A 25,574-nucleotide genomic window follows, 5' to 3' on the forward strand; every position below is an offset into this window, starting at 1 on the left:
ACTGTCATAATCATGTTTTAGTGGCAATGCCGCCGGCGCTGTGGCATGCCGACGCTTGTCGACACCGAGCTTCAGCCGGTGTCGCCGCACTGGGTATGGAAAGGCCGACGATGAAGCCCTTGAGCGCGCAAACTCGTATCCAAAGCGAAGGCATCTGCGCGGTGATGGACAGGCTGTGCGCTGAGCATAGCGACTATGAGATCGACACCGGCGTTGTCGGCCAATGGGAATTGCGCACGCATTACGGCTCGTTGAATGCCTCGTTCGAGGACGGTGGCGTGCTGATCCGCGTCGCGGCGGAGGACGAGACCTGCCTCTCCTACATGAAGATGATCTTTGCTGGCCACATCGCCGCGCATCTGCGCACGACCGAAGGGTTGCGCTGGCATGGCGACGGCGCGGATGCCGGCACGCCGGTGTTCTTCCGCGAGATTTCGGTTCTGTCCTCGACGCGATTGTCGCCGCATATGCAGCGCCTGCGTTTCTCAGGCCGCGACCTCGACCGCTTCAGCCATGGCGGATTTCATGTCCGGCTTCTGCTGCCGCCGACCGGACGGCAAGCGGTCTGGCCGACCATGGGTGCCGACGGCCTGATCGTCTGGCCGTCCGGCGAGGATGCGCTGACCGTGCGGGTCTACACGATTCGCGCGCTGGACGTGGCCGAGGGCTGGCTCGACATCGACTTCGTGCTGCATCCTGGTGCCGAGACGCCGGCCGCGGCCTTCGCGCTGGATGCGCGGGGCGGCGACGTCATCGGCATGATCGGCCCCGGCGGCGGCGGCTTGCCCGAGGCATCGAACCTGCTTCTGCTGGGCGACGATACCGCGCTTCCGGCGATCGGCCGGATGCTGGAAGAGCTTGCGCCGTCCGCTCGCGCCGAAGCCATCATCGAGGTCGATGGTCCGCGAGACCGGATGGCGCTGGCGGCGGGCAACAACATCGCCGTCCGCTGGCTTTACCGGCATGGCCGCGAAGCGGGCGGCGCCGGCCTGCTGCCCGCGGCGCTGCGTGAGCGCGGTCCCGCGGCCGACGATCTCTATGTCTGGGCCGGGTGCGAGTTCGCGGACTTCCGAGAAATCCGCAGCATCGTGCGCAAGGGATGGGGCCTGCCGCGCGACCGGCACCTGGTCACCGCCTATTGGCGCCGAGACGCGCAAGGCAAGGACGGGGCCGGCGAGGAATAGCGCTGTCTTCAGTCGCGGTCGCTGACCATGGCGATCGCCGGCGCCGCCAGCAGCGCGACCACGCCGGCGCCGCCGAACAGCGCGCCATAGCCGAGATGTTGCGCCACATAGCCGGCCAGGACGCCGCCCGCCATGCTGACCAATGCGTCCATGCATTGGAAAAGCGTGAAATCGACGCCCGCCTGCCTCGGGTCCGACCAGCGCATGAACTGCGCATAAAGCGCCACGAAGCCGAGCGCCATGATGCCCGAAGAACTCAGCATCGCTATCGCCATCAGCGGACCCGCCGGGAAAGTGCCCGAAAGCGCGAAGGCCGAGAGGGTGAATAGCGATCCGGCCTGCAGGACGAGCGCCAGGACAAGCACACTGCGCGTGCCCAGCCATCGCACGAGAGCACCGCCGGCAAGCGCGGCCGCGACGCCGAGGATCATGCTGCCGGCGCCGTTGACCAGCCCGATGGTGGCAAGGCTGAGCCCGGCATCGATCAGAAACGGACCGAGCATGGCCAGCGCCGCCTTCTGCGCCAGAACGTAGATCGCCGATGCCGCAAGGCCGCGGCGTATCTGCGGGCGCCGCAACGCCGCGGCGAGCGCAGGAACGTGTTCGCGCATTTCCTCGCGCGATCGGCTGGCGATGCCGAGCAGGAAGGGAAGGCCGAGCAACACCAGCAGCGAGGCCATGGCCGAAACCGCCGCGCGCCAGCCATGGATTTCGACCAGATAGAGGAAAAGGCCGGCGCCGATCGCCGAGCCGAGATAAGCACCGCCGACCTGGGCGGCATTGCCCCAGCCGAGATTTTCCCCTGCAAGGTTCTGCACCGCAAAACCGTCGCAGGCGATGTCGACGGTAGAGGCCGCAAAGGCAACGACTGTCAGGCAGGCAATCACGGGCCAGAAGGCGGTGGGGCCGAGCTGGGCAACGGCCAGCAATCCGGCGATGGAAACCAGGCCGCCGACAAGGACGATCGCGCCCGTGCGGTTTTCGCCGGTCGGCGGAAGGCGGTGGCGCTCCACCGCCGGTGACCACAGGAACTTCAGCGCCCATGGCAGGGCGATCAGGGTGAGCAGGCCGATGCGGTCGAGCGGCAGGCCCTGGTCGCGCATCACGGCCGGCAGGCCGGTCCAGGTGATGCCGCCGATCACGCTCTGCGCGACATAGAGGCCGCCGATCGCCGCGACGACGGCGGCCGGCGACGACGCGGCCTGGTTTGGGACCGAGACCGACATCAGAAGCGATAGCGCAGGCTGCCGAACAGCGAGCGGCCTTCGTCGCGGTAGCAATAGCCGGCCGAGCAAATCGTCTGCTGGTTGTCGAACAGGTTCTTGGCGTTGATCTGCAGCTTGACCCCTTCGAGCTTCGGACTGCGGTAGCCGAAGTCGTAGGACAGCGAGGTGTCGACGAAGGCGCGCGCGTCGTTCTCGAAAGTGTTGGCGTCGTCGCCGTAGCTCGCGCCGGCGAAGCGTACGCCGGCGCCGAGCCCGAGCCCTTCCAGCGTGCCGTTCTCGAATTGATAATGGCCCCAGAGCGACAGGATGTGGTTCGGCGTCGCCGACAATTCCTTGCCGTCGGTGCCCTCGGCGCCGCGTTCGATCTTCACGCGCAGATAGGTGTAGGAGGCGATGACGCTGAAACCGTTGTCCAACGAGGCATTGGCTTCCAGCTCGACGCCGCGCGAGTTCAGGTCGAGCTGGCGCTGCTTGTTGATGCCGGTCGAGGCGTCGAAGACGACGCCGTCCTTCTGGTCGATGTCGAACAGCGCGGCGCTGATCGTCGCGTTATGGTCGGGGATCTCGTATTTGACGCCGATCTCCTTCTGCGTGGCAATGGTCGGGCGGGCGACGCGGCCGACAGAACTCGAGACGTCGTCATAGACAAGGCCGATGTTCGGCGAGAACGAGGTCGAATAATTGACATAGGGAATGATGCCCCATTCGGTCCGGTAAGACAGGCCGACGCGGCCGGAGAAGGCGCTGTCCTTCTGTTTCGACTGGCTGAAATCGGCCGCCGTTGAGGTGGTGTCGACCCAGTCGTAACGACCGCTGGTGAACAGGGTGAGATCGTTCCACTCCATCTGGTCGTGCAGGTAGACGCCGAGCTGGTTCATCTCCTGCCCGCCGGAATGCGGGACGGGGGCGGCCTCGATGTCGTCGACCGAGACGTAGGAAAGCCCGCTGCCGGCGTCATAGTCCGACCAGGCATAGTCGATGCCGGCAATCGCGGTGTGCCTGACCGAGCCGGTATCGAATTCGAGTTGCGCCATGTTGTCGACGACGAAGTTCTTCATCGCCTCGGTGTAGTGGCCCCAATAGCGCTGCAGCGGCTGGTCGGCGCCGACCGAATAGTGGCCGCTGTATTCGATGTCTGAATCGACGGCGCTGTAGCGCAGGTTCTGGCGCACCGTCAGCCAGTCGTTGAAGCGATGCTCGAACTCGTAGCCGATGCGCCCCTGGTCCTGGGTGAAGTCGTTCCAGGCCGCGTCGCCCTCATAGACATTCGACAGGACGCCATAGGCCGAATTGTAGAAGGCCGCGGTGCCGCCGGTGACGGACTTGGAATATTCGCCGAGGATGGTGAGTTTGGTGTCCTCGTCCGGCTTGAAGGTGACGGCCGGCGCCAGATAGAGCTTGTCGTCGGGATAGTCGGGCAGGCCGGTCTCGCTCAGGCGGCCAAGGCTGGTGAAGCGGTAGAGGATGCTGCCGTCGTCGTTGACCGGGCCGGAGGCGTCGAGTGCCGCCTGGAAGCGGTTGTGTTCGCCGGCCAGCAACTCGATCTCGTGGAACGGCCCGTCCTTGGGCCGCTTGGTGACGACATTGACGATGCCACCCGGACCACTGACGCCGTAAAGCGAGGAGGCCGGACCCTTGAGGACGGTGACGCCCTCGATGCCGTAGGGCTCGGTCTTGAACCAGGCGGAGGGGCCGTTGTACTGGCGCAGCCCGTCGCGGAACATGCCGTTGTAGAAGGCCTGGAAGCCGCGCAGGAAGAAGGCGTCGTAGCGCGTATCGAAACCGAAGCTGTTGGGGTTGGCGCTGGCCGTGTAGCCCAGCGCGTCGTTCAGCGTGCGCGGCTTCTGGTCCTCGATCTGTTTTTGCGTGACGACCGAGACCGCCTGCGGGATCCTGGCAATCGGGGTGTCGGTCTTGGTGCCGATGCGGTCCTTCTTGGCGACGTAGCCGTCCTGTTTCAGGATCTCATTGCTCTCGGCTGTCACCTCGATCCGGTCGAGAATGGTGGCGTCGCCGCCATCCTGGGCAATTGCCGGCCAAGCATGGCAGAGGATGGCGCTGCCCGCCAGCAATGATAATTCCCGGCGCCATGTCCTCGACTGCTTCGACATTAACCTGTCTCCAACTCTCATGTTTTGGTTGCGCTTCCGCGCTCTCAAATATGAGTATAAGAGTCAAGTATTTTTTGACGCCTTGCCGGACTTGATGGCGTCACGTGGCGTCAGCCTTCCTGGCAGGCCGGGACAGGAGCGGCGTCTTGTTCCGGCGCCGAACCGCGGCGCAGACCGAGGAAGACGACGATGGCGGTAAGCACGGTGATTGTCGCCAGCACGACCAGCAGCCTATCGAAAGCCGTTTCGTAAGCATGGACCAAGGCACTGGCGTCGGCCATTGGCAGGCGCTGCGCTGTTTCGCCGATGTTGCCGGTTGCCAGCAGTTGCGCTGCCGCGGCCGCTTCGGCGGGCGAGGCCAGCCCTTGAGCGCCGAGTTGCTTGGCCGTGAAACCAGACAGCGTCGCCATGACGATCGCCACCGCCACGCCCTCGCAAGCGACGCGGGTGGTGTTGAAGATGCCGACCGCCATGCCGGCGCGCTCCCTGGGCACGACGCTGACGGCAAGCCCGTCCATCAACCCCCAGGGCAAGGCGATGCCGACGCCGATCAGCACCAGCGGCGCCACCAGTGCGACGGCGACCGGCGGTGTCAGGCTCAGCCAGACGAGCCCGGCGGCGGCGATGAGCAGGCCCGCGCCGCAGATCGTGGCGGGAGCGACCCAGCGCGCCAGCTGGCCGGCAAGCAAGGGCAGGATCAGCAGCGGCCCCGACAGGCAGATCATCAACTGCCCGGCCTGGATCTCGCTCATCCCTTCAATGCCGATGAAGCGGATCGGCAAAAGCACCAGCAGGACGACGAAGCCATAGGCGGGCGCCGCTGCCAGGAACTGGACGCCGACGAAGCGGGGAAAGCGAAACAGCGTGAGGTCGAGCATCGGCCTGCGCACGCGCCGCTCGACGATAACGAACGCAGCGAAGAACAGGGCGGCCGCCGCAAGCAGGGCGATGACGATGGGGTCGGCCCAACCGCTCTGCGGCGCCTGCAGGACGCCATAGGTCAGCAAAGCCAGTGCGATCGTGAAAGTGCCGGCTCCCGCCCAGTCGAGGCCGGTCGCATCCGGGTCGCGCGATTCCCGGATGGTGCGCAGGCCCAGCAGCGCCGAGGCGATCGCCAGCACTGCCACCAGAACAAAGATCGACCGCCAGCCGAATGCGGAGATGAGCAGGCCGGAGGCGATCGGACCGAAGGCGAGACCGATGCCGAAACTGGTGCCGAGGAAGGAGAAGGCGCGCAGCCGCAGCTGCCCTTCGAATTCCTGCGCAAGTGCGGAGGCGCCGCCGGCGAAAGCCAGGGCACTGCCGATGCCTTGCGCTGCCCTGAACATGTCGAACCAGACGATGCCGGGCGCCAGCATCGCGCCGAGCGACGCCAGGACATAGAGGCAGAGGCCTGCGAGGAAGATGCGCTTGCGGCCGTGGTTGTCGGCCAGCGCTCCAGCCGCCATCAGGCTGGCGCCAAAGGTCAGCATGAAGGCGTTCGTCACCCAGTTGAGCGCGATCGGGCTGCCGCCGAGATCGGCCGCGATGCGGGAGAGCGCGACGGCCGGGCCGGTGAAGGTCAAGGGCATGGTCATCGCGGCAAGGCATACCGACAAGAGCACGAGCCATCGCTCGGCCGGGCCGGTTGTGGTCTTCGAGGTCATGGATTTTCCTATCTGAAGCAGCATCCGCCGGCATGGGCGTGGGTCGCAGCGCCGGTCGCAACGACAAGATAGGTCGGCGGCCTTTCCGGAAAAATGGTATTATATCTCCAGACATACCGGACTGAAGCGCTCGAATGGAAGACTACGATGGATCGTCTCAGTGGCCTCCTGGCGTTCGCCCGCACCGCCGAGCTTGGCAGTTTCATCGCCGCCGGCCGGGCGCTCGGCATTTCGGCCTCCGCCGTCGGCAAGAGCGTCGCAAGGCTCGAGCAGGAGCTCGGCGTGCGGCTCCTGCAGCGCAGCACGCGGCGCGTCGGCCTGACGGAAGAGGGCAGGCTGTTCAACGAGCGGGTGCGGCGCATCCTCGACGATATCGACGATGCCGAGGCGATGCTGTCGCGGACACGGGAAACGCCGCACGGACGGCTGCGCGTCTCGACGCCAATCGTCACCTACCATCTGCTTTTGCCGGTGCTGTCGGAGTTCATGGCCCGCTATCCCGAGATCGAACTCGACATCGATTTCAACGACCGCATTGTCGACGTCATCGAGGAAGGCATCGACGTCGCGATCCGCAGCGGCGAGCTGCCCGATTCACGATTGGTGTCGAGACCCGTCGCACCCTTTCGCATGCTTTTGTGCGCGGCGCCCGCCTATCTCGACCGCCACGGCACGCCCGGGGAGCCGGCGGATCTCATCCGGCATTTCGGCATCAACTTCCGCTTTCTCAACAGCGGCAGGCTGCTGGAGTGGCCATTCATGACCGGAAGCGCCGAACCGCAGATCCGCTCGAAGCTGACCTGCAACAATATGGAGGCCTTGAAGGGTGCCACGATCGCGGGGCTCGGCATCGCCTGCATGCCCGATTTCCTGGTCCGCGAGGCGTTGCTGGACGGAAGGCTGCGCACCGTGCTGGACGATCATATCGACGGTCGTGGTCAGTTCCGGATGCTGTGGCCCTCCAATCGCCATCTGTCGCCAAAGGTGCGCGTCTTCGTCGATTTCCTTCCCGAGCGGCTTGCGGCGCGATAGGTAGCCGGCGGTGAAGAGTGGCCTGTCAGTCCCTGATGCTTCTGGCAACCAGCCGGGCGACGCTCGGGCCGACGAGCAGCACGATCAGGAAGCGCGCCGATTGCAGCGCCATGACGAAAGAGATGTCGACGTGCTGCGCCGCGGCGGCGATGATGGCCACGCTGTCCATGCCGCCGGGGCTGGTCGCCAGATAGGCGGTGAGCGGATCGATGCCAAGGAGATGGCTGATCAGGAAGGCGAGCCCGCCGCAAAAGGCGATCAGCGCTACGATCGAGGCGATGATCTGCGGCAGCGCACGCGTCGCATGGCGCAGGATCGGCCTGGTGAAGTTCAGTCCGATCGACCAGCCGACCATGGCGTAGCTGATTGCCAGCAGCCAGGGCGGCAGCTGCATCTCGACATCAAGGCCGAGATGGATGACGGCGCCGAAGATGAAGGTGCCGAGGAAGAAGGGCGAGGGCAGCCGGCACAGCTTTCCCGCCAGGCCGCCGACCAGCGCGATGCCTGACGTGGCGGCGAAGGCTTGGACATCGATCGGCGGAAACCAGATGATTGGCGGGATTTCGATGCCCGATGTGTCGACCCACATTTTGGCGACGATTGCCGCCGTCATCGAAACGAAGATGACGCGCAGATACTGCATGAAGGCGACAAGGCGCTGGTCGGCGCCAAAAGCGCCGGCCATCAGCACCATGGCGGTAGCCGCACCCGGCGAGGAGCCCCAGACGGCGGTGGTGCCGGGCAGGATGCGCCAGCGGCTGATCAGCCAGCCAAGCAGGCTGGAGGCCGCGACTGTCGCAATCACGACGCCCAGGAACAGCGGCCACTCGGCATGGAAGACGGGAAAGATGTCGGCCGAGATCGACGCGGCGACGAGACAGCCGACAATGGCCTGGGCGGAGCCGAACAGCAGGCGCGGCACCCGCACCGTGGCGCCATTGGTGCCGGCGACGATGGCTGCCAGCATTGGCCCGATCAGCAACGCCGCCGGCAGGGCGGCGAATTCGAGCGCGCCGGCAAACAGGGCCGAGATGGTGAGCAGGACCATCCATTGCCAGGGCGTGCCCATCCGCGCCATGCGCTCGGTGGCGGGCTGGTCGCGAGGCTGCACCGAGGAATCCATGTGTCGGTCTTAGACCCGAAGCACGGCGATGCGAACCCCGCCGTGCTGAAAAAGCTGCCCGAAGGCCTCAGCCTGTCTTGCCGTCAGGCAACCCGAAGCCGCCAACGGGATTGGTCTCCACCTGGAACTCGAAGCCGGCAATGAAGGGTCGCGCCTTGGCGATTGCCGCCTGGACTTCCGGAAGCTGCAGCGAGGCCTTGTGACTTGCCTGGTCGGTCCACACTTCGGTCACCCAGATCGCGTCGGCATCGGCCGGGTCGGTGGCGACGATATAGCTCAGGCAGCCCGGCAGGGCGCCGGTGCTGGCGCGCAGCACGTCCATGACCGCGTCGCGCTGGCCGCGCGCCGCCCGCATCTTGCCGATCAGTCCGTACATTCAGCTGTCTCCCTTCAAAATTTTCGACAAGAGTACGCGGACCGTCAGTATGCAGATAGCCGGTCACGGCATCAACTGGCCGCCATTCACCTCGATCACCTGGCCGGTGATGTAGCCGCTCAGCAGGTCCGAGGAGAGGAACAGATAGGCGCCGACGCAGTCTTCCGCCGTGCCGGCGCGGCCCTGCGGAATGTTGGCCACCATGCCCTTGATCTGCTCTTCGGTCGAATAGCGCTCATGGAAGGGTGTCAGGATCGTGCCGGGCGCCACGGCGTTGACGCGGATGCCGAAGCCGATCAGCTCCTTGGCCATGCCGCGCGTCACATTGGAAACGAAGGCCTTGGCCGAGCCGTAGAGGCCGGCGCCGCCGCCGGCACCATTGCGCGCGGCGATCGACGAGGTGTTGACGATGAAGCCGCCCTGCTTCTTCAGCCACGGCATCGCCTTGCGCGAAGCGGTCAGCACCGAACGCGCATTGAGGTCCATCACTGCGTCGTAATGCGCTTCGGTCTGGTCGGCGTAGGGTACGCGGCCGAGCATGCCGCCGGCATTGTTGACCAGCCCGTCGAGGCGGCCGAAATGCTGGGCGCTGTCCTCGACGACGCGCTCGACGTCGGCGGGGACGGAAAAATCGCCCTGGACGAGGAACACCTCGCCGCCGCTGTCGGCAATGGTCTTGGCGAGTTTCTCGGCGGCCTGGCGGCTCGAATTGTAATGCAGCGCCACCCTGGATTTCTGCGCGGCGTAGGCCAGCGCGAGTGCCGCGCCGATGCCGGTCGAGGCGCCGGTGACCAGCACCGCCTTGCCGGCGAGATCGGGAATGCTGAGCGTGTTGGTGGCTGGCACTGTTGTTCCTCCGGGATGTCTGCCGCCCTTCGTAGGCCTTTGCCACCCCGGTGTTCAAGCCTCAGGGGCGTAGATAGGCATAGCCCTGGCTTTGCAGTTCCGCGAGCTTGACGACGCCGCCCTTGTCGGCGGCATGAAAACCATCGAGCAGGTCGGCGAGCGAAATATCCATGCCCCGCATGGTGTTGCCGCAGGCTTGCGGCTCGAGGCCCTGCTGCACCAGGCCGGCGAAGCGGCCGGAGATAGCAGCCGATATGCCCTTCGACTTGAAGCTCGCCAGGGCCGGGCCATGCACGACCAGCGCGATGTCGACATTGCCGCCGGTGCCCTCATAGTGGTTCTTGATGTTGCCGAGCACGAAGTTGACCTTGTCCACATCGCTCAGGTGATAGGCGACCTTCAGCCTGGCGGGCTCCGTGGCCGCGGCCTGCGCGGCCCGCAGGCCGAGAAACGTTGCGGTCCCGGCAAGAACCGCGCGGAACATGTCGCGTCGGCGCATGGCATCCTCCTCAGATCCTGCCGCGATTTGCGTGGCTGCGGCCGCAATACTAGCATAAATTGACGCTGCGTCTGTCGATGCGAGGAGAGGTCACATGACGTTCAGGGCAGGGGTATGGAAGACAGTCGCGGGCGCCGGATTTGGCGTCGTGCTGCTTGGCTTGCTGACGAGCACGGCCGTCGCCGCCGACGCACTCAAGCTTAAGGAACTCAGCCCGAACGGGGCGGACGTCTGTTTCGGCCGGGTCTATGACGCGGCCCATCTCAAGGCGCATCCGAAGCAGAAGGTGGCACGGATCTTCTTCTACTATGGCCATGACCCGGTCAGCCGGCCGAACGAAGAGCCCACGGCAAATGCCGACACGTCCTACAATGGCTTTCTCACCACGACGGTGCGTGGCGCCAAGGCGCCGCAATGGGCCGGCGGCTGGTGCAATCATGAATCCGAGGATGGCACATCAGGGCCGATCCGTTGCGGCATGGACTGCGACCGCACCATGGCCTCGCTGAAGGTCGATGACAAAGGCCGCCTGATTGTCACCGATGTCTCGGCCGACCTCTATCTCGATGCCGGATCAGAAGAGGAACTCGGCAAGGCCGAATATGACAGGCAGGCGCTGGGCTCAGAAGATGACAATTTCCGCCTCGACCCGATGCCGGCCGCGACCTGCAAGGCCGAGTTCGCGCGCATCGACCCGATCGATCCGGCGCTCGGCCCGCCGCTGCGCGAGCGGCTGAAGCCTGACCAGCCCTTCTGCTACGGCCGCGACTATGACGCGGCGCATCTGGCTTCGCATCCCGAGCAACTGACGCAGTCGATCCGGGTTTTCCGCGGGCCGGTGGAACTGGCGTCCTTCGCTTCGGGCGGCGACATCGCCAACTGGCCTGACGGCGCCGACATCGCCGTCTCGGTCACGGCGCGGCTGAAGTCCGGCAAGATCACGCAGACTTATTCCTGCCAGGGCGAGGCCGACCAGTGGCGCTGCGCGGCAAGCTCGAAGATGAGCGATTTCTCCTGCGACATCGCGCAGAAGGAAATCTTCCTCAAGCGCGGCGCCAACGGCACGATGATGCTGGCCAACCCCAACAGCAGCCTGCCGATCGTCGATCTCTGCTCGAAGGCAGCCGACGGCAAGACGAAGTCGGACGACAAGGTCTATCGGCTGGAGCCAATGCCGCAATCGGCCTGCGCACCATAAGCTGAAGGGCATCACGCAAACGGCACGGCCGTCGTGCCCTTGGGCAGCTTGGCCTCGTCGTCGGGCTCGACATGGATGGTGACGCGCACCGAGGGGATTTCGGCTTTCAGCGCGTCTTCGATCCGGTCGCAGATGACGTGGCTGGCGCCGACCGACATGTCGGCGTCGACGACCAGATGGAACTCGATGAAAGTGGCGCGGCCGGCGATGCGGGTTTTCAGGTCATGCACCTCCAGCGCGCCCTTGCAATTGGCCGAGATGACGTCGCGGATGCGCATGTTTTCCTGCGTGTCGACGGCACGGTCCATCAGGCCATTCATCGACGAGCCGATGACATGCCAACCCTGCCACAGGATGTTGAGCGCGACGATGACGGCGAGCGCCGGATCGAGGATCTGCCAGCCGGTCAGGATTGCCCCGACCAGGCCGCCGAAGACGCCCACCGAGGTGACGACGTCGGTCATGATGTGATTGCCGTCGGCGACCAGCGCCGGCGACTTTTCGGCCCGGCCGGCGCGGATCAGCGTCCAGGCCCAGAAGGCGTTGATCAGCGTGGCGATACCGTTGACGGCAAGGCCATTCCAGGGCCGTTCCAGGGGCGCTGGCGCTTGCCAGGAGCGCCAGACCTCGTTGAGGATCAAAAGCGCGGCGACGACGATCAGCACGCCTTCGAGCACCGCCGAGAAATATTCCGCCTTGTGATGGCCGAACGGATGATCCTGGTCGGCCGGCTTGTAACTGACCTGGATCGCCCAGAAGGCGGCGACCGAGGCAATGACGTTGACGATCGATTCCAGAGCGTCCGAATAGAGCGCGACGGAGCCGGTAATGTACCAGGCGGCCAGCTTCAGCGCGAGCACGACAAAGGCGACCACGATCGACCAGAAGGCAAGGTTGGCGACCTTGCGCTTCGCGGCCTCCCTGGCTGCGATCGCCATCGTGTTCTCGGCTTCGGCCATCGAGGTCAGGCTGCCTTTTCCTTCGCCTTGCGCGGCAAATGAGCGACGATGTTCTCGATGATGCGCATGCCGGCATTGTGGCCGAGCGTCATGATCGATTCCGGATGGAACTGCACGGCGGCAATCGGCTCCTTGCGGTGCTCGAAAGCCATGATGATGCCGTCCTCCGTCTCGGCCGTGACAATGAAATCATCGGGCAGGCGCACCGGATCGGCGAAGATGGAGTGGTAGCGACCGACGGTGACCTCCTTGGGCAGGCCGGAGAAGATGATGCCGGGCTTGGAGACGCGGATGCGCGAGGGCTTGCCGTGCATGGGAATGTGCAACTGGCGCAGTTCCCCGCCATAGGCTTCGGCCAGCGCCTGCAGGCCCAGGCAGACGCCGAAGATCGGCAGGTCGCGGGCGCGCGCTCGTCTGATGGTCGCGGCGCAATCGAAATCCTTCGGCGTGCCTGGTCCGGGTGAGAGCACGACGAGGTCCGGCTTCAGCCGCTCGAAGACTTCTTCCGGCACCGGCGTGCGCACGGTCGAGACATTGGCGCCGGTCTGGCGGAAGTAGTTGGCCAGCGTGTGGACGAAAGAGTCCTCGTGGTCGACGAGCAGGATGTTGACGCCGTCGCCGACGCGCGCGGTGGTGCGCTCGGTGCTGGCGGAATTACCCATCTTGGCGTCGCGGATGGCGGAGAGCATGGCGGATGCCTTCAGTTCGGTTTCGGCTTCTTCTTCCTCGGGAATGCTGTCGAACAGCAATGTGGCGCCGGCGCGCACCTCGGCGATGCCGTCCTTGATGCGGATGGTGCGCAGCGTGAGGCCGGTGTTCATGTCGCCGTTGAAATTGACCATGCCGATCGCTCCGCCATACCAGGCGCGCGGGCTCTTCTCGTTCTGCTCGATGAAGCGCATGGCCCACAGTTTCGGCGCGCCGGTGACGGTGACTGCCCAGGCATGCGACAGGAAGGCGTCGAAGGCGTCCATGCCTTCGCGCAGGCGGCCCTCTATGTGGTCGACGGTGTGGATCAGGCGCGAATACATCTCGATCTGGCGGCGGCCGATGACGCGCACCGAACCCGGCTCGCAGACCCGCGACTTGTCGTTGCGGTCGACGTCCGAGCACATTGTGAGCTCGGACTCGTCCTTCTTCGAATTGAGCAGTTTCAGGATCTGCTCGCTATCCGAGATCGCATCGTCGCCGCGCTTGATGGTGCCGGAGATCGGGCAGGTTTCGACGCGGCGGCCGTTGACGCGCACGAACATTTCGGGCGAGGCGCCGATCAGATATTCGTTTTCGCCCAGATTGATGAAGAAGGAATAGGGCGAGGGGTTGATCGATTTCAGCTTGCGCGAAATCTCGGAGGGCTGGGTTTCGCAGCGCTCGTAGAACATCTGGCCGGGCACGACCTCGAACAGGTCGCCGCGCTTGAACGAGTCCATGGCGCGCCGCACAAGGCTGGCATATTCGCCCGGCTCATGGTCGCCGCGCGGCGGGATGCGGTCGGCGGTTTTGAACAGCTCGGCGATTGCGTCGCGCGGCAGGCCTTCGGTCGAAAATCCCTCGCCTGAATAGTCGTAGCGGTCGGTCCAGGCCTTGGCCGAATAGTGGTCGACCACCAGGATCTCGTCGGGCAGGAACAGCACCAGGTCGCGCTGGCTCGGCTTGCGCACGAGCTTGTAGTCGACCGGGTCGAACTGGAAGGCGAGGTCGTAACCGAAGGCGCCATAGAGGCCGAGATTGGCGTCTTCGTCGGTCTTGAACAAAGCGGTGATGGCGCGCAACACGGTAAAGACCGAAGGCACGCGGCTGCGCTCCTCCTCGGTGAAGACGCGGCCGGGCTTGGTGACGTCGAGGCGGATCAGCGTCTTCGTCGTCTCCGCGATGGTGATGTCGGCAAGGCTGCCCAGCGTCTTGCCGATGACCGGCAGCAGCGCCTGGCCACGGCGGTTCAGCGCTTCGATGCGCATGGCGCGGCCGCGCGCGGAGATGACCAAAGGAGGGTCGATGATGGCGGTGTCCCAGCGTGTGTAGCGGCCGGGATATTCGTAGTTGGAGGAAAACACCGCGCCCCGGCGCGAGTTCAAGCCATCGACATAGGCGTCGATCGCCCCCGCATAGGGCCGGTCGTGGCGCTCACGCGCAATGGTGATGCCACCCGCGGTCACGAAACTTTCAGCGCCGTTTTCCAGAACCTTCATCGTCATTGCCGTCTCCATCAGCTTGTTGGGGCAACGGACCCGGGACTGGCTTTTAAAAAACAAATGGCCGCCCGGACTTTCCGTTGCGGCCACCCTCTCTTTTCACGCACGCGCGTTCGAACAGGCCGCTGTCAGCAGGCCCACCACCAAATGGTCTTGGTCGAACGCATGTTCATGGCGAAATCCATAGCGGCGAAAAACCGGATGCGCAACAGGTTTGAAAGGTCCGTCCGGTGGCCGCCGCTTCAAGGGCTCATGGCACATCGCCAGGGCCGGCGGTCCCGGCTAGGCTGGACTTCCAACGATACCAAGACGGGAAACACCCATGACCGACCAGGCCCAGCGCGCGCGGACGTTCCATTCCCTTCACGTCAAGGGCAACCCGATCGTTCTCTACAATGCCTGGGATCCGGGCTCGGCCAAGATCGTCGAGAAAGCAGGAGCCAAGGCCATCGCCACCGGAAGCTGGCCGGTTGCGGCCGCCTTCGGCTATGCCGATGGCGAGAAAATCCCGCTGGAACTGGCGCTCGACAACATCAGGCGCATCGTGCAGGCGGTCGATCTGCCGGTGACCATGGATCTCGAAGGCGGCTACGGCGTCGAGCCGGAAGTCGTCGCCCGGACGGTGACACGCGCCTTGCAGGCCGGCGCTTTCGGCTTCAACTTCGAGGACCAGATCGTTGGCGGCACCGGCCTGCACGACATTGCTGTCCAGGTGAAGCGGGTCGAAGCGGCCGCGGCCGCCGTCAAGGCCTCGGGTATCCCGGCCTTCCTCAACGCCCGCACCGACATCTTCCTCAAGGCCAAGCCCGATGCGCATGACAAGACGCTGCTCGACCAGGCGATCGAGCGGGCGCATGCCTATGAAAGGGCCGGAGCGAGCGGTTTCTTTGCGCCGGGCCTTGGCGACGAGGGTCTCATCGAGGCGCTGTGCAGGGCGACAGCACTGCCGGTCAACATCATCGCATTGGCGCATGTGCCGCCGCGCCAGCGGCTGGCCGAACTCGGCGTCGCCCGCGTCAGCCACGGTCCGGTGCCATACCGGCAAATGGCGGAATGGCTGGAAGCCAAGGCGCGGCTGGCGATCTCGGGCTAGGTCAGTCCTCCAGCGTACCCGACCTGGCATCGACGCTCTTCCTGTCGCCGACCAGCTTCAGCAGATCCTCGCCGGCGCGGGTGATGCGACGCGAGCGACGCGTCAGGATGATGCCGTCCTGCGGCGCGAACACTTCCGCGCGGCCATCGGTTTCGCCCGGCGCGTGGACGATGGTGGCGAGACGATCGCCCCTGATGACGCGATCGCCGGGCTTCACGTCATAGAGCACAGCGCCGGCCCGTGGCGCCGGCATCATGTCGATATTTTCCAATGGCGCGACGACGCCCTTGAATGGACCGGGCGCGGGCAGCGCGCTGTCGACGATCACACCGCGTGCCACCAGCAACCGGTAAAGCCCGTCGGCGTCCGTCGCGGCGAGCGCGCCATCGACGTCGAGTATGCCGCGATATTCGACCGTGGCGGCGACGCGCCGGTCGAACTTCGCCATTTCGGCGGGAACGTTCTGGTAGGGCATGATCGAGGCGCCCTCGAAGGTGCCGTCAGTGTCCTCGCTCCACAGTACCACTGCGTCGACGCCCATGGCGGCGGCGCAATCGGCCATGGCCGGCCACAGGCTGGTGTGGATGTAAAGATAGGCAAGGCCCTCGTCGTCGCAGTGCAGGTCGAGAACGATGTCGTGGCCGAGCGACAGCTGCACCAGGCGGGACTTCAGCCGCTGGTCGGCGCCGCCAAAGCTGGTGTCGGGCAAGAGCCTGGCGTCGGGCGCGGCAAGCAGCGGAAAGGCGCGGTTGAAATTGGTGCGGGTGCCCAGGTGAAAGCGGCCCTGATGCTCGCCGAAATGATATTGCGCGCGGCCGATCGGGTTGGCCCAGGGCACGATGGTGATGTCGCCCTTGATGCGGCCTTCGGCAGCGGCCTTGTTCAGCGCCGGCATCAGCGCGTCGATGGCGACGACGCCCGGCAGTTCGCCGGCATGGAGGGCGGCCTGCAGATAGGCCGAGGGCGCCGCCTTGTCGCTACCTGTGAAGCGGAACACCGGGAATTCGTAGGAAACGCCCTCGCTGTCGCCGGCGATGCGTTCGATCGATTTCTGCATGACTTCCTCCATTGGAGCGAGAAGACATGCCCATTTGAGGTATCGCTGTCGATTGGTCCAGTCGGCCGCGCTATGGGCGCAAGATTTCCGTCGCTTTGGCGAATGGATGCCTATTCGGCTGCAGCCTGGAGCGGGACAGACGCGCGCCGGTCCAGCGCCTGCGACAGCACCGCGACGGTGACCGCCAGCAAGGCGAGCACCGTGCCGACCAGCGGCAGGTGGGCGTAGGAGACGCCCGCCGAAAGCGCCACGCCGCCAATCCAGGCGCCGCTGGCATTGCCGACATTGAAGGCGCCCTGGTTCAGCGTGGCGGCAAGGTTCGGCCCTTCGGAAGCGGCCTCGACGACGCGGATCTGCAGCGGCGGCACGACGACGAAGATGAGCAGTCCCCAAAGGAAGACGATGCCGATGGCGACGCTGGCAATCGCGCCGAACTGTGTGAAAGCGACGAACAGCGCTGCCATCGACAGCAGCGTGCCGATGACGGTCGGCATCAGCTTCCAGTCCGCCAGCCGCCCACCAATGATGTTGCCGATGGTCATGCCGGCGCCGAACAGCAGGAGCACCCAGGTGACCGCCGAGGTCGACAGGCCGGACACGTCGGTGAGGTAGGGTTTTATGTAGGTGAAGACGGCAAACAGGCTGGCCGAGGCCAGCGAGGCGATCAGCATCGCCAGCCAGACCTGCAGCCTGCCCAGCACCCGCAACTCGCCGCGCAGGCCGCCGCCGCTCGGCTCCGTGACATCCGACGGCACCAGCCAGGCGATGGCGGCGACCGAGATCAGGCCGATGCCGACCACGGCGATGAATGTGGAGCGCCAGCCGAAAGCTTCGCCAAGTGCTGTGCCGGCAGGAACGCCCAGAATGTTGGAAAGCGTCAGGCCGGCAAACATCAGCGCCATGGCGCTGGCGCGTTTGTTGCGCGGCACCAGGCTGGCGGCAACCACCGAGCCGATGCCGAAGAAAGCGCCGTGCCCAAAAGCGGTGAAGACACGCGCCGCCATCAGTGTCCAGTAGTCAGGCGCGATGGCGCAGAACAGATTGCCGACGACGAACGACGCGGCCAGCCCCACCAGCACCGGCTTGCGCGGCAGATGCGCGGTGGCCATGGCGACGATCGGGGCGCCGAAGACGACGCCGAGCGCATAGCCAGTGACCAGCAGGCCGGCCGAAGGGATCGACACGCGAAGGTCGGCGGCGACCTCCGGCAGCAGGCCCATGATGACGAATTCGGTGGTGCCGATGCAGAAGGACGCGATGGCAAGCGCAAGGATCGGCAGAGGCATGGAGCGTCCAGACTGAATCGGTTCAATCCAGAGATTGCGCGAGGAGTTGAGCTATGCGCAATGCACATTGCTGCAATGCACCAATGCAGAATGTCTGGAGCTTTAGGTGCCTCAGGCCAGCGGCTTCAGCTCCTGGGCAATCGTGGGCAGCAGTTCCGAGACAGTGGGGTGGATGTGCGTCGCGCGCGCCAGCGTGTCGACCGGCGCCTTGGCGTACATCAGATCGAGCACGCAATGCACCGCCTCGTCGCCGCCGGGACCGAGCACGCAACAGCCGAGGATCTGCCGCGTGTCGGCGTCGACGAAGATCTTCATGAAGCCTTGCGTCTCGCCTTTTTCAACGGCGCGGCCGACGCGGGTCATCGGCCGCTGGCCGACCAGCGCGCGACGTCCGGATTTCTTCACCGCCGCCTCGGTCATGCCGCAGCGGCCGAGCGGCGGGTCGATGTAAAGCGCATAGGCCTCGATGCGGTCGCTGACCTTGCGTGGGTCGTTGTCGAGCAGGTTGGCGGCGACGATCTCGTAGTCATTGTAGGAAGTGTGGGTGAAAGCGCCCCTGCCGTTGCAGTCGCCCATCGCCCAGATGCCTGGGACGCTGGTGCGCAGCTGGTCGTCCACGATAACGGCGCCACGCTTGTCGACGGCGACGCCGGCTCGGTCGAGGCCGAGATCGTCGGTGTTGAGCGTTCGGCCAAGCGCCAGCAGCACATGAGAACCGACGGCCGGCGGCTTGCCGGCCGAGAAGGCCACGGCGATATCGTCGCCCTGTTTGGCGAAACCGATGTCGTCGGCGCCGACATGGACCGTGATGCCTTCGTTTTCGAGGATGGACAGGATGGTGGCCGAGACGTCCTCGTCCTCGCGGCCGGTCAGGCGCGGGCTCTTCTCGATGACGGTGACTTCGCTGCCGAAACGGCGGAACATCTGCGCGAATTCGAGCGAGATGTAGCTGCCGCCGACGACGACCAGATGGCGCGGCAGGACCTCGAGATCCATCATCGAGGAATTGGTCAGATAGTCGATGTCGTGGACGCCGGGCAAATCGGGCACGGAAGCGCGGCCTCCGGTGTTGAGGAAGATCCTGTCGGCGGTCAGAAGGTCGTCGCCGACGCGCACCGCATTGGCGGATTCGAAGCGCGCATGGCCGCGATAGAGCGTGCATTTGTCCATGCCGGCGATCCACGTTTCCAGTCCGGTGCGGGAGGCGCCCGAAACCTTGTCCTTGCGCGCCTTGATCTTGGCATAGTCGACGCCGACAGGGCCACTGAGCGTCACGCCATAGTCGGCGGCGCGCCGCGCCAGATGCGCGGCATAGGCGCTCGCCACCATCGTCTTGGTCGGGATGCAACCAGTGTTGACGCAGGTGCCGCCGACCAGCTTGCGCTCGATCAGCGCCACGCTCATGCCGGCTGCGTTCAGCCTGCCGGCGAGCGGTGTGCCGGCCTGGCCGGCGCCGATGATGATGGCGTCGAAAGTTTTTGCCGTCATGCCACCGCCGCCACGATCAGCAGGCCGCCGATGATCGCCACCGCGTCCTCGATGAAGGCGGCGGGCGGGTCCTTGCCGAAAGCAGCCGCAAGCCGGCCGCGCGCTTCGGCGCCGCCCAGCGTGCCGATGACGGCACCGATGGCGCCGGCGATCAGGCAGACGATGGTGGCGCCGGCGGTCGCGCCGATCACCGCGCCGGTGAAGGCGCCCATGATGATGCGGGCGCCGAACTGTTGCGGCACTTTACGGCTCGGCGTCGACGGCAGCTGGTCGGTGACCAGCTCGACGATGGCGAGGATGGTGAAGATGCCGACAGCGGCCCAATGGCTCATGAAGCTTGCCCAGGTGCCGGCAACCGGCAGCCAGCCGAGATAGGCGCCCCAGGCGACCGCGGCCGGCGCGGTCATGGCGCGCAGGCCGGCGATGACGCCGATCAGAAGTGCAAGAAGATAGAGCATGTTGATCCCCTCGATCACCAGGCCAGGACGGCCTGAACGGCAGGCTACCATAGGTCCGATATTTGACCAGTACTTGGATTGGCGCTTTTCTGCTGGTCGCAACTATGCTTTGCAAGGACGCAAGGACGTCAATTGGGGACCCGCCATGGCTGGAAGCGAGCGCGCGAAGATGGCGGCCGGCGAATGGTACTCTTGCCTCGATGACGAGCTGGAGGCGCTGCGTGCCCTCGCGCGCGACGCGGTGTTCGAGCACAATTGCCTGCCGCCAAGGCAGCGCGGCAATCTCGGGCCGGACCTCAAGGCATTGCTCGGCGGCGTGGGCGAGGGCGCCCGCATCGAGGCGCCGTTCCACTGCGCCTACGGCTTCAACATCGTTCTCGGCGATGGCGTGTTCCTCAACGCCGGCTGCACCGTTCTCGACACGGCAAGCGTGCGCATCGGCAAGGGAACGCTGCTTGGCCCCAATGTGCAGATCTATTGCGCCGAACACCACAAGGAAGCCACTGGGCGGCAAGCTGGGCTGGAGATCGCCAGGCCGGTCGAGATCGGCGCCCATGCCTGGATCGGCGGCAGCGCGGTCATCCTTGGCGGCGTCAGCATCGGCGAGGGCGCCATCGTCGGCGCCGGCGCGGTGGTGACGCGTGATGTGCCTGCAAACGAGACGGTAGTCGGCAATCCGGCGCGGCCGGTCAAGCGCGGCTGAATTTCCGCCGCAAGCAATCAGGCCTGCGCCATCCGTTCTTCCTGGTCAATCCGCTGGGAGAATTCGCGCCGATACTGCGCCGGCGATGTCCTCAGCCTTGCGGCGAAATGCTGGCGCAGCGAGGTGGCGCTGCCGAAGCCGGCCTCGAAGGCCACGATGTCCATCGATTTTTCCGTCGCTTCCAGCAGCCGCTGCGCCAGTTCGATGCGCTGGCTGGTCAGCCAATCGCCAAAGCTGGTGCCGATCGATTTCTGGAAGCGGCGGGTGAAGGTACGCCGCGTCAGACCGGCGGCCTCGGCGACGCTGTCGAGGCTGTGCGCCTCGCCGAGCGTGGCGCGCACCGCGTCAAGCGCCTGGGTGAAGCGATCGGCATTCGCGCTCTTTGCCACGGGGCGTTCGATGAACTGCGCCTGCCCGCCCTGCCTGTGCGGCGAGAGCACGACGTGCCGGGCGAGCCGCAGTGCCGCTTCCGCGCCATAGCGGGCGCGCACGATATGCAGGCAGCAATCCAGCCCGGCGGCGACACCGGCGGAGGTGACGATGTCGCCATCGTCGACATAGAGCACGTCGGCATCGACCGAGATGTCGGGGTGCAGGGCGCGCAGCTGGTCCGTATAGGCCCAGTGCGTGGTCGCCTTCCGGCCTGAAAGCAGGCCGGCGGCGGCAATGGCAAAGGTGCCGAGGCACAGGCCGACGATCAGCGCGCCGCGCCGGTGCGCGCGACCGAGCGCTTCGTCGAGCGGCCCGGCCAGCGGGGCTTCGAGATCCTTCCAGCTCGGGATGATGATGATGTCGGCATCGTCGAGCGCGGACAGACCGTGCGGGACAAGGATGCTCAGCCCGGCATCGGTCCGGATCATGCCTTGCTCGACCCCGCAGACGCGGAAGTCGAAGCGCGGCAGGCCGAGCCTCGTGCGGTCGGCGCCGAACACCAGGCAAGGCACGGAGAGGTGGAACGGGCTGATGCCGTCGAAGGCGAGGGCGGCAATGATCGGGGCGGTCATGGGCGCTTCCGGTTCGGAAGCTGGATTGTCCCAATTCTTTCGAATGATGTCAATCGGGCCACTTTCGATCACTCCCGAAGCCGCTTATTTTCGGCCCATCGCATCCAAGCCGGAAGGAAAACACCATGTCTGCCCCAGCCAACATCACGCCACGCCGCGCGCTCATCGTCATCGACGTCCAGAACGACTATGATGGCGGCAATCTGGCCATCCAGCATCCGCCGTTCCGCGACAGCGTCGTCAATGTGGCGCGCGCCATGGATGCGGCTGCTGCCGCCGGCATCAAGGTGGTTGTTATCAAGCAGATGGCGCCCGAGAGCTCGCCGATCTTCGCCAAGAGTAGCCACGGCGGCGAACTGCATCCCGAAATCGCCAGGCGCGGCCGCGACCACTATGTCGAGAAGACCCTTCCATCGGCCTTCACCGGTACCGACCTCGAAGCGTGGCTGCGCGCCAATGCCATCGATACGCTCACGGTGGTCGGCTACATGACGCATAATTGCGACCTGTCGACCATCATCCATGCGGTGCATATGGGCTTCGCCGTCGAGTTCCTGTCGGATGCCACCGGCTCGGTGCCCTATGCCAACAGCGCCGGCTATGCCTCGGGCCGAGGAGATCCACCGCGTCGTCACGATCATCCTGCAGTCACGTTTCGCGGCCGTACTGAAGACCGCCGAATGGGTCGAGTGCCTGAAGACCGGCGCCTTGCCGGAACGCGACACGATTTACGCCTCCAACCAGCGGGCGCTGGCGCGCAACGCGGCCTAGGACCACTCCGCAAACGGAAAGGGGGCCGCATCGCTGCGGCCCCCTTTCCGTTTGGGATTTGAAGATTCTAGAACAGGCCTTCGATCTGGCCGACCTCGTTAAGGAAGATCTTTTCCGAGGACGGCGCCTTGGGCAGGCCGGGCATGGTCATGACCTCGCCGCAGATGATGACGACGAAGCCTGCGCCCGCCGAAAGCCTGACCTCGCGCACCGGCACGGTGTGGCCGGTCGGCGCGCCGCGCAGGTTCGGGTCGGTCGAGAAGGAGTACTGGGTCTTGGCCATGCAGACCGGCAGGTTGCCGTAGCCGGCCTGCTCCCAGGCGTGCAACTGGTCGCGCACCGACTTGTCGGCGATCGCTTCCGAGCCGCGATAGATGCGCTGGACGATGGTGTTGATCTTCTCGAACAGCGGCATGGCGTCGGGATAGAGCGGCGCGAATTGCGAGGCGCCGGATTCGGCCAGCGCCACCACCTTGTTGGCGAGTTCCTCGATGCCGGCCGAGCCGTTGGCCCAGTGCTTGCACAGGATCGCCTCTTCGCCCATCGAAGCGACATAGTCCTTCATCGCCTGGATTTCGGCGTCGGTGTCGGAATAGAAGTGGTTGATGGCAACCACCGCCGGCACGCCGAACTGGCGGATGTTCTCGATGTGGCGGCCAAGGTTGGCGCAGCCCTTCTTCACCGCCTCGATGTTTTCCTTGCCGAGGTCTTCCTTCTTGACGCCGCCGTTCATCTTCATGGCGCGCACGGTGGCGACGATGACGGCCGCCGCCGGCTTCAGGCCGGCCTTGCGGCACTTGATGTCGAAGAACTTTTCCGCGCCGAGATCGGCGCCGAAGCCGGCTTCGGTGACGACATAGTCGGCAAGCTTGAGCGCCGTCGTGGTGGCGACGACCGAGTTGCAGCCATGCGCGATGTTGGCGAACGGGCCGCCATGCACGAAGGCCGGGTTGTTTTCCAGAGTCTGCACCAGGTTCGGCTGCATGGCGTCCTTGAGCAGCACGGCCATGGCGCCGTCGGCCTTGAGGTCGCGGGCATAGACCGGCGACTTGTCACGGCGATAGGCGACGATGATGTCGCCGAGGCGCTTCTCGAGGTCCTTGAGGTCGGTCGACAGGCACAGGATGGCCATGACTTCCGAGGCGACGGTGATGTCGAAGCCGCCCTCGCGCGGAAAGCCGTTGGCGACGCCGCCGAGCGAACAGATCATCTCGCGCAGCGCGCGGTCGTTCATGTCCATGACGCGGCGCCAGACGACGCGGCGGGTGTCGATGCCGAGCTCATTGCCCCAGTAGATGTGGTTGTCGATCAGCGCCGACAAAAGGTTGTGCGCCGTGGTGATGGCGTGGAAGTCGCCGGTGAAGTGGAGGTTCATGTCCTCCATCGGCACGACCTGTGCGTAGCCGCCGCCGGCTGCACCGCCCTTGACGCCGAAATTCGGGCCGAGCGAGGCTTCGCGGATGCAGACGATCGCCTTCTTGCCGATGCGGTTCAGGCCGTCGCCGAGACCAACCGTGGTGGTGGTCTTGCCTTCGCCCGCGGGCGTCGGGTTGATGGCGGTGACGAGGATCAGCCTGCCGTCCTTGTTGCCCTTCACGGACTTGATAAACTCGGCGGAAATCTTGGCTTTGTCGTGGCCGTAGGGCAAAAGGTGTTCGGTCGGAATACCGATCTTCTGGCCGATCTCCTGGATCTGCTTCTTCTTGGCGCCGCGCGCGATCTCGATGTCGGACTTCACTTCGGCCATGACGGCTTTCCTCTGGATTGGACTGTGGAGGGGACGGGTTTGATCTCACTAGCAGGCAGGTTGGAACCGGGCGCGGGCTGTTTTAACCCTGTCGCTGCCGCGGCGTCAACTTGCATGCAACTATGTTTCCTATGAAGAAAATTCCTCTGCGGACCGGCCGACCTGTTCTCGGGTTCTTTCCGGCTCCGTTGCCGCGCCGTATAGAAGCCAGAGGACGCGCCGTTCCGCCGTCTCAAAACAGCCGCACAATGCACGGAATGCGACAGAGGCGACGGCGCAAATTCGCCATCGCCAGGCTAAAGCGCATCGCGCTTTAGCCTTTTGTTCTTATGCATGTCGTTCGCCCAAAACCGGGGCCACTTTTGGGCGACATGCATTGCGACCGGCGAACGCTATTGCGTCAGCACGTTGCTGATTTCGACCATGTTGGAGCGCACGCGCAGGATGTAGAAGCCCATCGTCGTCAGGTGCGTCGGCAGCAGCCAGCCATCCTCGCGGCCATTGGCGATGATGAAGGGCTGGATACGCAGGGCCGAGACGAATTGCGCGTCCATCGTGTCCCACAGGCTCTGCAGGTGCTTTTCCTTGATGACGTCCTCGAAGTCGGCCTGCGCGCCCTTCATCAGGCCGTAATAGGCATAGAGCTGGCCATAGGCGAACCAGTAGCGGTCGTCGGCGCGGGTGTCGAACCAGCCATTGTTGTGGTTCTCGGCGCGTTCCTTGAGGATGGCGGAAGTCGAGCCGATGTCCGATGCGATGCGGTCGATATACTGCTTCAGATTGTCGGCGCGGGCATCGAAAGTGGCCTGGCAGGTGGCGAGGCGGGCATTGAACGAGCGCAGCTTGCGCACCGCGTCGCGATAATAGCTCGGGGTCGGTGTCTTCGGGCCGAACGGGCTGACGCCGAAATACCAGGTGTATTCGTCGAACTGCAGATTGCCGCGCGCATCCTGCAGATCGGCATCGATCTGCGAAGTCGTGCGCACGCGGCCGAGATTGTCGGCGAGCTCAGTCGCCGTGCGCCGCACAGCCTGGTTGATGCCGCGCTGGAAGGACGCCTTGTTGTCCATCCACGGCGTGTTGTCCCAGTCGATGCCGAACAGGCCGAGCTTGTAGAGGATCATCGACGAGATCCAGGCATTCTGGTTGACGTTGAAGTCGGTCAGGTCCGCCGCGATCTGGGCAATGCCGGAATTGCCGCAGGTCTTTGCCGTGTCGGTGCCAGTGCCGGCGGCCACCTGCTCGCCGGCGGAAACATTGCGCTTCTCGAAAGTGTAGGTGTCAGGATAGTTCGGGTTGAAATTGTTCCACCACTGGGTGGCATAGAAGAAGTTGGCGTAGAGGCCGATCAGCACCAGCAGGGCCAGGCCGAGCACGGCCTTGAGGATCCAGCCGCGCTGCGTGTACCAGCGGCCGGCCCATAGGAACGGCCACAGGATGGCGCCGATCAGAAGGCCGATGCCGCGGCCGATCCACTGGAAAATCCTGACGAAGAAGTTCACGATCGGATCGAGCATGGCTGTGTCACCCCCTCAAAGCATGATGCCAAAAAGTTGCAGACTTTTTGGATAACAT

The 25,574-nt window shown here is 65.1% G+C and carries 22 protein-coding genes; 6 read left to right on the top strand and 16 right to left on the bottom strand.

The window, feature by feature from the left end:
• The first annotated feature begins 110 nt into the window (after positions 1-110).
• The gene (locus FJV83_RS07170) at positions 111-1,184 is read left to right on the top strand and encodes a siderophore-interacting protein (protein WP_142884431.1); all 1,074 of its coding nucleotides are present in this window, start codon (positions 111-113) and stop codon (positions 1,182-1,184) included.
• Positions 1,185-1,192: 8 nt separating this feature from the next.
• Here the strand turns inward: FJV83_RS07170 and FJV83_RS07175 are convergent, their stop codons facing one another.
• The 3 genes from FJV83_RS07175 to FJV83_RS07185 form a co-directional block, all read right to left on the bottom strand.
• Positions 1,193-2,410 carry an MFS transporter gene (locus FJV83_RS07175; protein ID WP_142884430.1) on the bottom strand — a complete coding sequence of 406 codons (1,218 nt, stop codon included), beginning with the start codon at positions 2,408-2,410 and terminating at the stop codon, positions 1,193-1,195.
• Complete coding sequence (locus FJV83_RS07180) at positions 2,410-4,521, bottom strand: TonB-dependent siderophore receptor (RefSeq protein WP_142884429.1); 2,112 nt, start codon at positions 4,519-4,521, stop codon at positions 2,410-2,412. Before FJV83_RS07180 ends, FJV83_RS07175 begins: the two co-directional genes overlap by 1 nt.
• A 110-nt stretch (positions 4,522-4,631) precedes the next feature.
• Entirely contained in the window at positions 4,632-6,167 is a 1,536-nt protein-coding gene (locus FJV83_RS07185; protein ID WP_142884428.1) for an MFS transporter, read from the bottom strand.
• Positions 6,168-6,314: 147 nt separating this feature from the next.
• On the opposite strand from FJV83_RS07185, the gene FJV83_RS07190 reads away from it, so the two are divergent.
• Positions 6,315-7,199 carry a LysR family transcriptional regulator gene (locus tag FJV83_RS07190; protein WP_142877390.1) on the top strand — a complete coding sequence of 295 codons (885 nt, stop codon included), beginning with the start codon at positions 6,315-6,317 and terminating at the stop codon, positions 7,197-7,199.
• Between the two features lie 25 nt (positions 7,200-7,224).
• On the opposite strand, the gene FJV83_RS07195 is transcribed toward FJV83_RS07190, so the two are convergent.
• The 4 genes from FJV83_RS07195 to FJV83_RS07210 form a co-directional block, all read right to left on the bottom strand.
• Positions 7,225-8,322 (bottom strand): AbrB family transcriptional regulator, encoded by a 1,098-nt coding sequence (locus tag FJV83_RS07195; protein ID WP_142884427.1) that lies wholly within the window; start codon positions 8,320-8,322, stop codon positions 7,225-7,227.
• Positions 8,323-8,389: 67 nt separating this feature from the next.
• The gene (locus FJV83_RS07200; RefSeq protein ID WP_095773480.1) at positions 8,390-8,698 is read right to left on the bottom strand and encodes a putative quinol monooxygenase; all 309 of its coding nucleotides are present in this window, start codon (positions 8,696-8,698) and stop codon (positions 8,390-8,392) included.
• A 63-nt stretch (positions 8,699-8,761) separates the two neighbouring features.
• The gene (locus FJV83_RS07205; RefSeq protein ID WP_142884426.1) at positions 8,762-9,544 is read right to left on the bottom strand and encodes an SDR family oxidoreductase; all 783 of its coding nucleotides are present in this window, start codon (positions 9,542-9,544) and stop codon (positions 8,762-8,764) included.
• Between the two features lie 61 nt (positions 9,545-9,605).
• The gene (locus FJV83_RS07210; RefSeq protein WP_095790128.1) at positions 9,606-10,043 is read right to left on the bottom strand and encodes a DsrE family protein; all 438 of its coding nucleotides are present in this window, start codon (positions 10,041-10,043) and stop codon (positions 9,606-9,608) included.
• 94 nt (positions 10,044-10,137) lie between these two features.
• Here FJV83_RS07210 and FJV83_RS07215 point away from each other — a divergent pair, with 94 nt between their 5' ends.
• Positions 10,138-11,241, top strand: a complete 1,104-nt coding sequence (locus FJV83_RS07215; RefSeq protein ID WP_142884425.1) for a hypothetical protein — start codon at positions 10,138-10,140, stop codon at positions 11,239-11,241.
• Positions 11,242-11,252: 11 nt separating this feature from the next.
• Here FJV83_RS07215 and FJV83_RS07220 read toward each other — a convergent pair whose 3' ends face one another.
• Both FJV83_RS07220 and FJV83_RS07225 read right to left on the bottom strand, forming a co-directional pair.
• Positions 11,253-12,200, bottom strand: coding sequence for a cation diffusion facilitator family transporter (locus tag FJV83_RS07220; RefSeq protein WP_095773484.1), 948 nt, complete (start codon positions 12,198-12,200; stop codon positions 11,253-11,255).
• 5 nt (positions 12,201-12,205) lie between these two features.
• Positions 12,206-14,395, bottom strand: coding sequence for an anthranilate synthase (locus FJV83_RS07225; protein ID WP_142884424.1), 2,190 nt, complete (start codon positions 14,393-14,395; stop codon positions 12,206-12,208).
• Positions 14,396-14,714: 319 nt separating this feature from the next.
• Here FJV83_RS07225 and FJV83_RS07230 point away from each other — a divergent pair, with 319 nt between their 5' ends.
• Positions 14,715-15,485 (top strand): isocitrate lyase/phosphoenolpyruvate mutase family protein, encoded by a 771-nt coding sequence (locus tag FJV83_RS07230; RefSeq protein ID WP_142884423.1) that lies wholly within the window; start codon positions 14,715-14,717, stop codon positions 15,483-15,485.
• A gap of 1 nt (position 15,486) precedes the next feature.
• Here FJV83_RS07230 and FJV83_RS07235 read toward each other — a convergent pair whose 3' ends face one another.
• From FJV83_RS07235 to FJV83_RS07250, 4 genes are all read right to left on the bottom strand, one after another.
• A complete protein-coding gene (locus tag FJV83_RS07235) occupies positions 15,487-16,542 on the bottom strand; it encodes a succinylglutamate desuccinylase/aspartoacylase family protein (RefSeq protein WP_142884422.1) in 1,056 nt (351 codons plus the stop codon).
• A gap of 110 nt (positions 16,543-16,652) precedes the next feature.
• On the bottom strand, positions 16,653-17,828 hold the full coding sequence (locus tag FJV83_RS07240; protein WP_142884421.1) for an MFS transporter: 1,176 nt from the start codon (positions 17,826-17,828) through the stop codon (positions 16,653-16,655).
• A gap of 111 nt (positions 17,829-17,939) precedes the next feature.
• Positions 17,940-19,316, bottom strand: coding sequence for an FAD-containing oxidoreductase (locus FJV83_RS07245; protein WP_142884420.1), 1,377 nt, complete (start codon positions 19,314-19,316; stop codon positions 17,940-17,942).
• Positions 19,313-19,774 (bottom strand): DUF4126 domain-containing protein, encoded by a 462-nt coding sequence (locus tag FJV83_RS07250; RefSeq protein ID WP_095790150.1) that lies wholly within the window; start codon positions 19,772-19,774, stop codon positions 19,313-19,315. The genes FJV83_RS07245 and FJV83_RS07250 overlap by 4 nt, the downstream gene beginning before the upstream one ends.
• Before the next feature lie 145 nt (positions 19,775-19,919).
• Here FJV83_RS07250 and FJV83_RS07255 point away from each other — a divergent pair, with 145 nt between their 5' ends.
• The gene (locus tag FJV83_RS07255) at positions 19,920-20,477 is read left to right on the top strand and encodes a sugar O-acetyltransferase (protein WP_095773489.1); all 558 of its coding nucleotides are present in this window, start codon (positions 19,920-19,922) and stop codon (positions 20,475-20,477) included.
• 17 nt (positions 20,478-20,494) lie between these two features.
• Here FJV83_RS07255 and FJV83_RS07260 read toward each other — a convergent pair whose 3' ends face one another.
• Positions 20,495-21,481 carry a helix-turn-helix domain-containing protein gene (locus FJV83_RS07260; RefSeq protein WP_095773709.1) on the bottom strand — a complete coding sequence of 329 codons (987 nt, stop codon included), beginning with the start codon at positions 21,479-21,481 and terminating at the stop codon, positions 20,495-20,497.
• A 125-nt stretch (positions 21,482-21,606) separates the two neighbouring features.
• Here FJV83_RS07260 and FJV83_RS07265 point away from each other — a divergent pair, with 125 nt between their 5' ends.
• Positions 21,607-22,314 (top strand): cysteine hydrolase family protein, encoded by a 708-nt coding sequence (locus FJV83_RS07265; RefSeq protein ID WP_246691813.1) that lies wholly within the window; start codon positions 21,607-21,609, stop codon positions 22,312-22,314.
• A gap of 5 nt (positions 22,315-22,319) precedes the next feature.
• Here FJV83_RS07265 and FJV83_RS07270 read toward each other — a convergent pair whose 3' ends face one another.
• Both FJV83_RS07270 and FJV83_RS07280 read right to left on the bottom strand, forming a co-directional pair.
• Positions 22,320-23,999, bottom strand: coding sequence for a formate--tetrahydrofolate ligase (locus tag FJV83_RS07270; protein WP_095773491.1), 1,680 nt, complete (start codon positions 23,997-23,999; stop codon positions 22,320-22,322).
• Positions 24,000-24,391: 392 nt separating this feature from the next.
• Positions 24,392-25,516, bottom strand: coding sequence for a DUF2333 family protein (locus tag FJV83_RS07280; protein ID WP_010911160.1), 1,125 nt, complete (start codon positions 25,514-25,516; stop codon positions 24,392-24,394).
• Positions 25,517-25,574 lie beyond the last annotated feature (58 nt).

Source organism: Mesorhizobium sp. WSM4307 (assembly GCF_007003945.1).
In the GTDB taxonomy this organism is placed as follows: Bacteria; Pseudomonadota; Alphaproteobacteria; order Rhizobiales; family Rhizobiaceae; genus Mesorhizobium.

Bases quoted from the DNA above. Each gene is read 5' to 3' on its own strand.
- FJV83_RS07260 (WP_095773709.1), bottom strand. From the start codon at position 21,481: ATGACCGCCCCGATCATTGCCGCCCTCGCCTTCGACGGCATCAGCCCG.
- FJV83_RS07250 (WP_095790150.1), bottom strand. From the start codon at position 19,774: ATGCTCTATCTTCTTGCACTTCTGATCGGCGTCATCGCCGGCCTGCGC.
- FJV83_RS07175 (WP_142884430.1), bottom strand. From the start codon at position 2,410: ATGTCGGTCTCGGTCCCAAACCAGGCCGCGTCGTCGCCGGCCGCCGTC.
- FJV83_RS07280 (WP_010911160.1), bottom strand. From the start codon at position 25,516: ATGCTCGATCCGATCGTGAACTTCTTCGTCAGGATTTTCCAGTGGATC.
- FJV83_RS07220 (WP_095773484.1), bottom strand. From the start codon at position 12,200: ATGGCCGAAGCCGAGAACACGATGGCGATCGCAGCCAGGGAGGCCGCG.
- FJV83_RS07210 (WP_095790128.1), bottom strand. From the start codon at position 10,043: ATGCGCCGACGCGACATGTTCCGCGCGGTTCTTGCCGGGACCGCAACG.
- FJV83_RS07225 (WP_142884424.1), bottom strand. From the start codon at position 14,395: ATGACGATGAAGGTTCTGGAAAACGGCGCTGAAAGTTTCGTGACCGCG.
- FJV83_RS07170 (WP_142884431.1), top strand. From the start codon at position 111: ATGAAGCCCTTGAGCGCGCAAACTCGTATCCAAAGCGAAGGCATCTGC.
- FJV83_RS07195 (WP_142884427.1), bottom strand. From the start codon at position 8,322: ATGGATTCCTCGGTGCAGCCTCGCGACCAGCCCGCCACCGAGCGCATG.
- FJV83_RS07230 (WP_142884423.1), top strand. From the start codon at position 14,715: ATGACCGACCAGGCCCAGCGCGCGCGGACGTTCCATTCCCTTCACGTC.
- FJV83_RS07185 (WP_142884428.1), bottom strand. From the start codon at position 6,167: ATGACCTCGAAGACCACAACCGGCCCGGCCGAGCGATGGCTCGTGCTC.
- FJV83_RS07180 (WP_142884429.1), bottom strand. From the start codon at position 4,521: ATGTCGAAGCAGTCGAGGACATGGCGCCGGGAATTATCATTGCTGGCG.
- FJV83_RS07200 (WP_095773480.1), bottom strand. From the start codon at position 8,698: ATGTACGGACTGATCGGCAAGATGCGGGCGGCGCGCGGCCAGCGCGAC.
- FJV83_RS07245 (WP_142884420.1), bottom strand. From the start codon at position 19,316: ATGACGGCAAAAACTTTCGACGCCATCATCATCGGCGCCGGCCAGGCC.
- FJV83_RS07240 (WP_142884421.1), bottom strand. From the start codon at position 17,828: ATGCCTCTGCCGATCCTTGCGCTTGCCATCGCGTCCTTCTGCATCGGC.
- FJV83_RS07270 (WP_095773491.1), bottom strand. From the start codon at position 23,999: ATGGCCGAAGTGAAGTCCGACATCGAGATCGCGCGCGGCGCCAAGAAG.
- FJV83_RS07215 (WP_142884425.1), top strand. From the start codon at position 10,138: ATGACGTTCAGGGCAGGGGTATGGAAGACAGTCGCGGGCGCCGGATTT.
- FJV83_RS07190 (WP_142877390.1), top strand. From the start codon at position 6,315: ATGGATCGTCTCAGTGGCCTCCTGGCGTTCGCCCGCACCGCCGAGCTT.
- FJV83_RS07265 (WP_246691813.1), top strand. From the start codon at position 21,607: ATGTCTGCCCCAGCCAACATCACGCCACGCCGCGCGCTCATCGTCATC.
- FJV83_RS07235 (WP_142884422.1), bottom strand. From the start codon at position 16,542: ATGCAGAAATCGATCGAACGCATCGCCGGCGACAGCGAGGGCGTTTCC.
- FJV83_RS07255 (WP_095773489.1), top strand. From the start codon at position 19,920: ATGGCTGGAAGCGAGCGCGCGAAGATGGCGGCCGGCGAATGGTACTCT.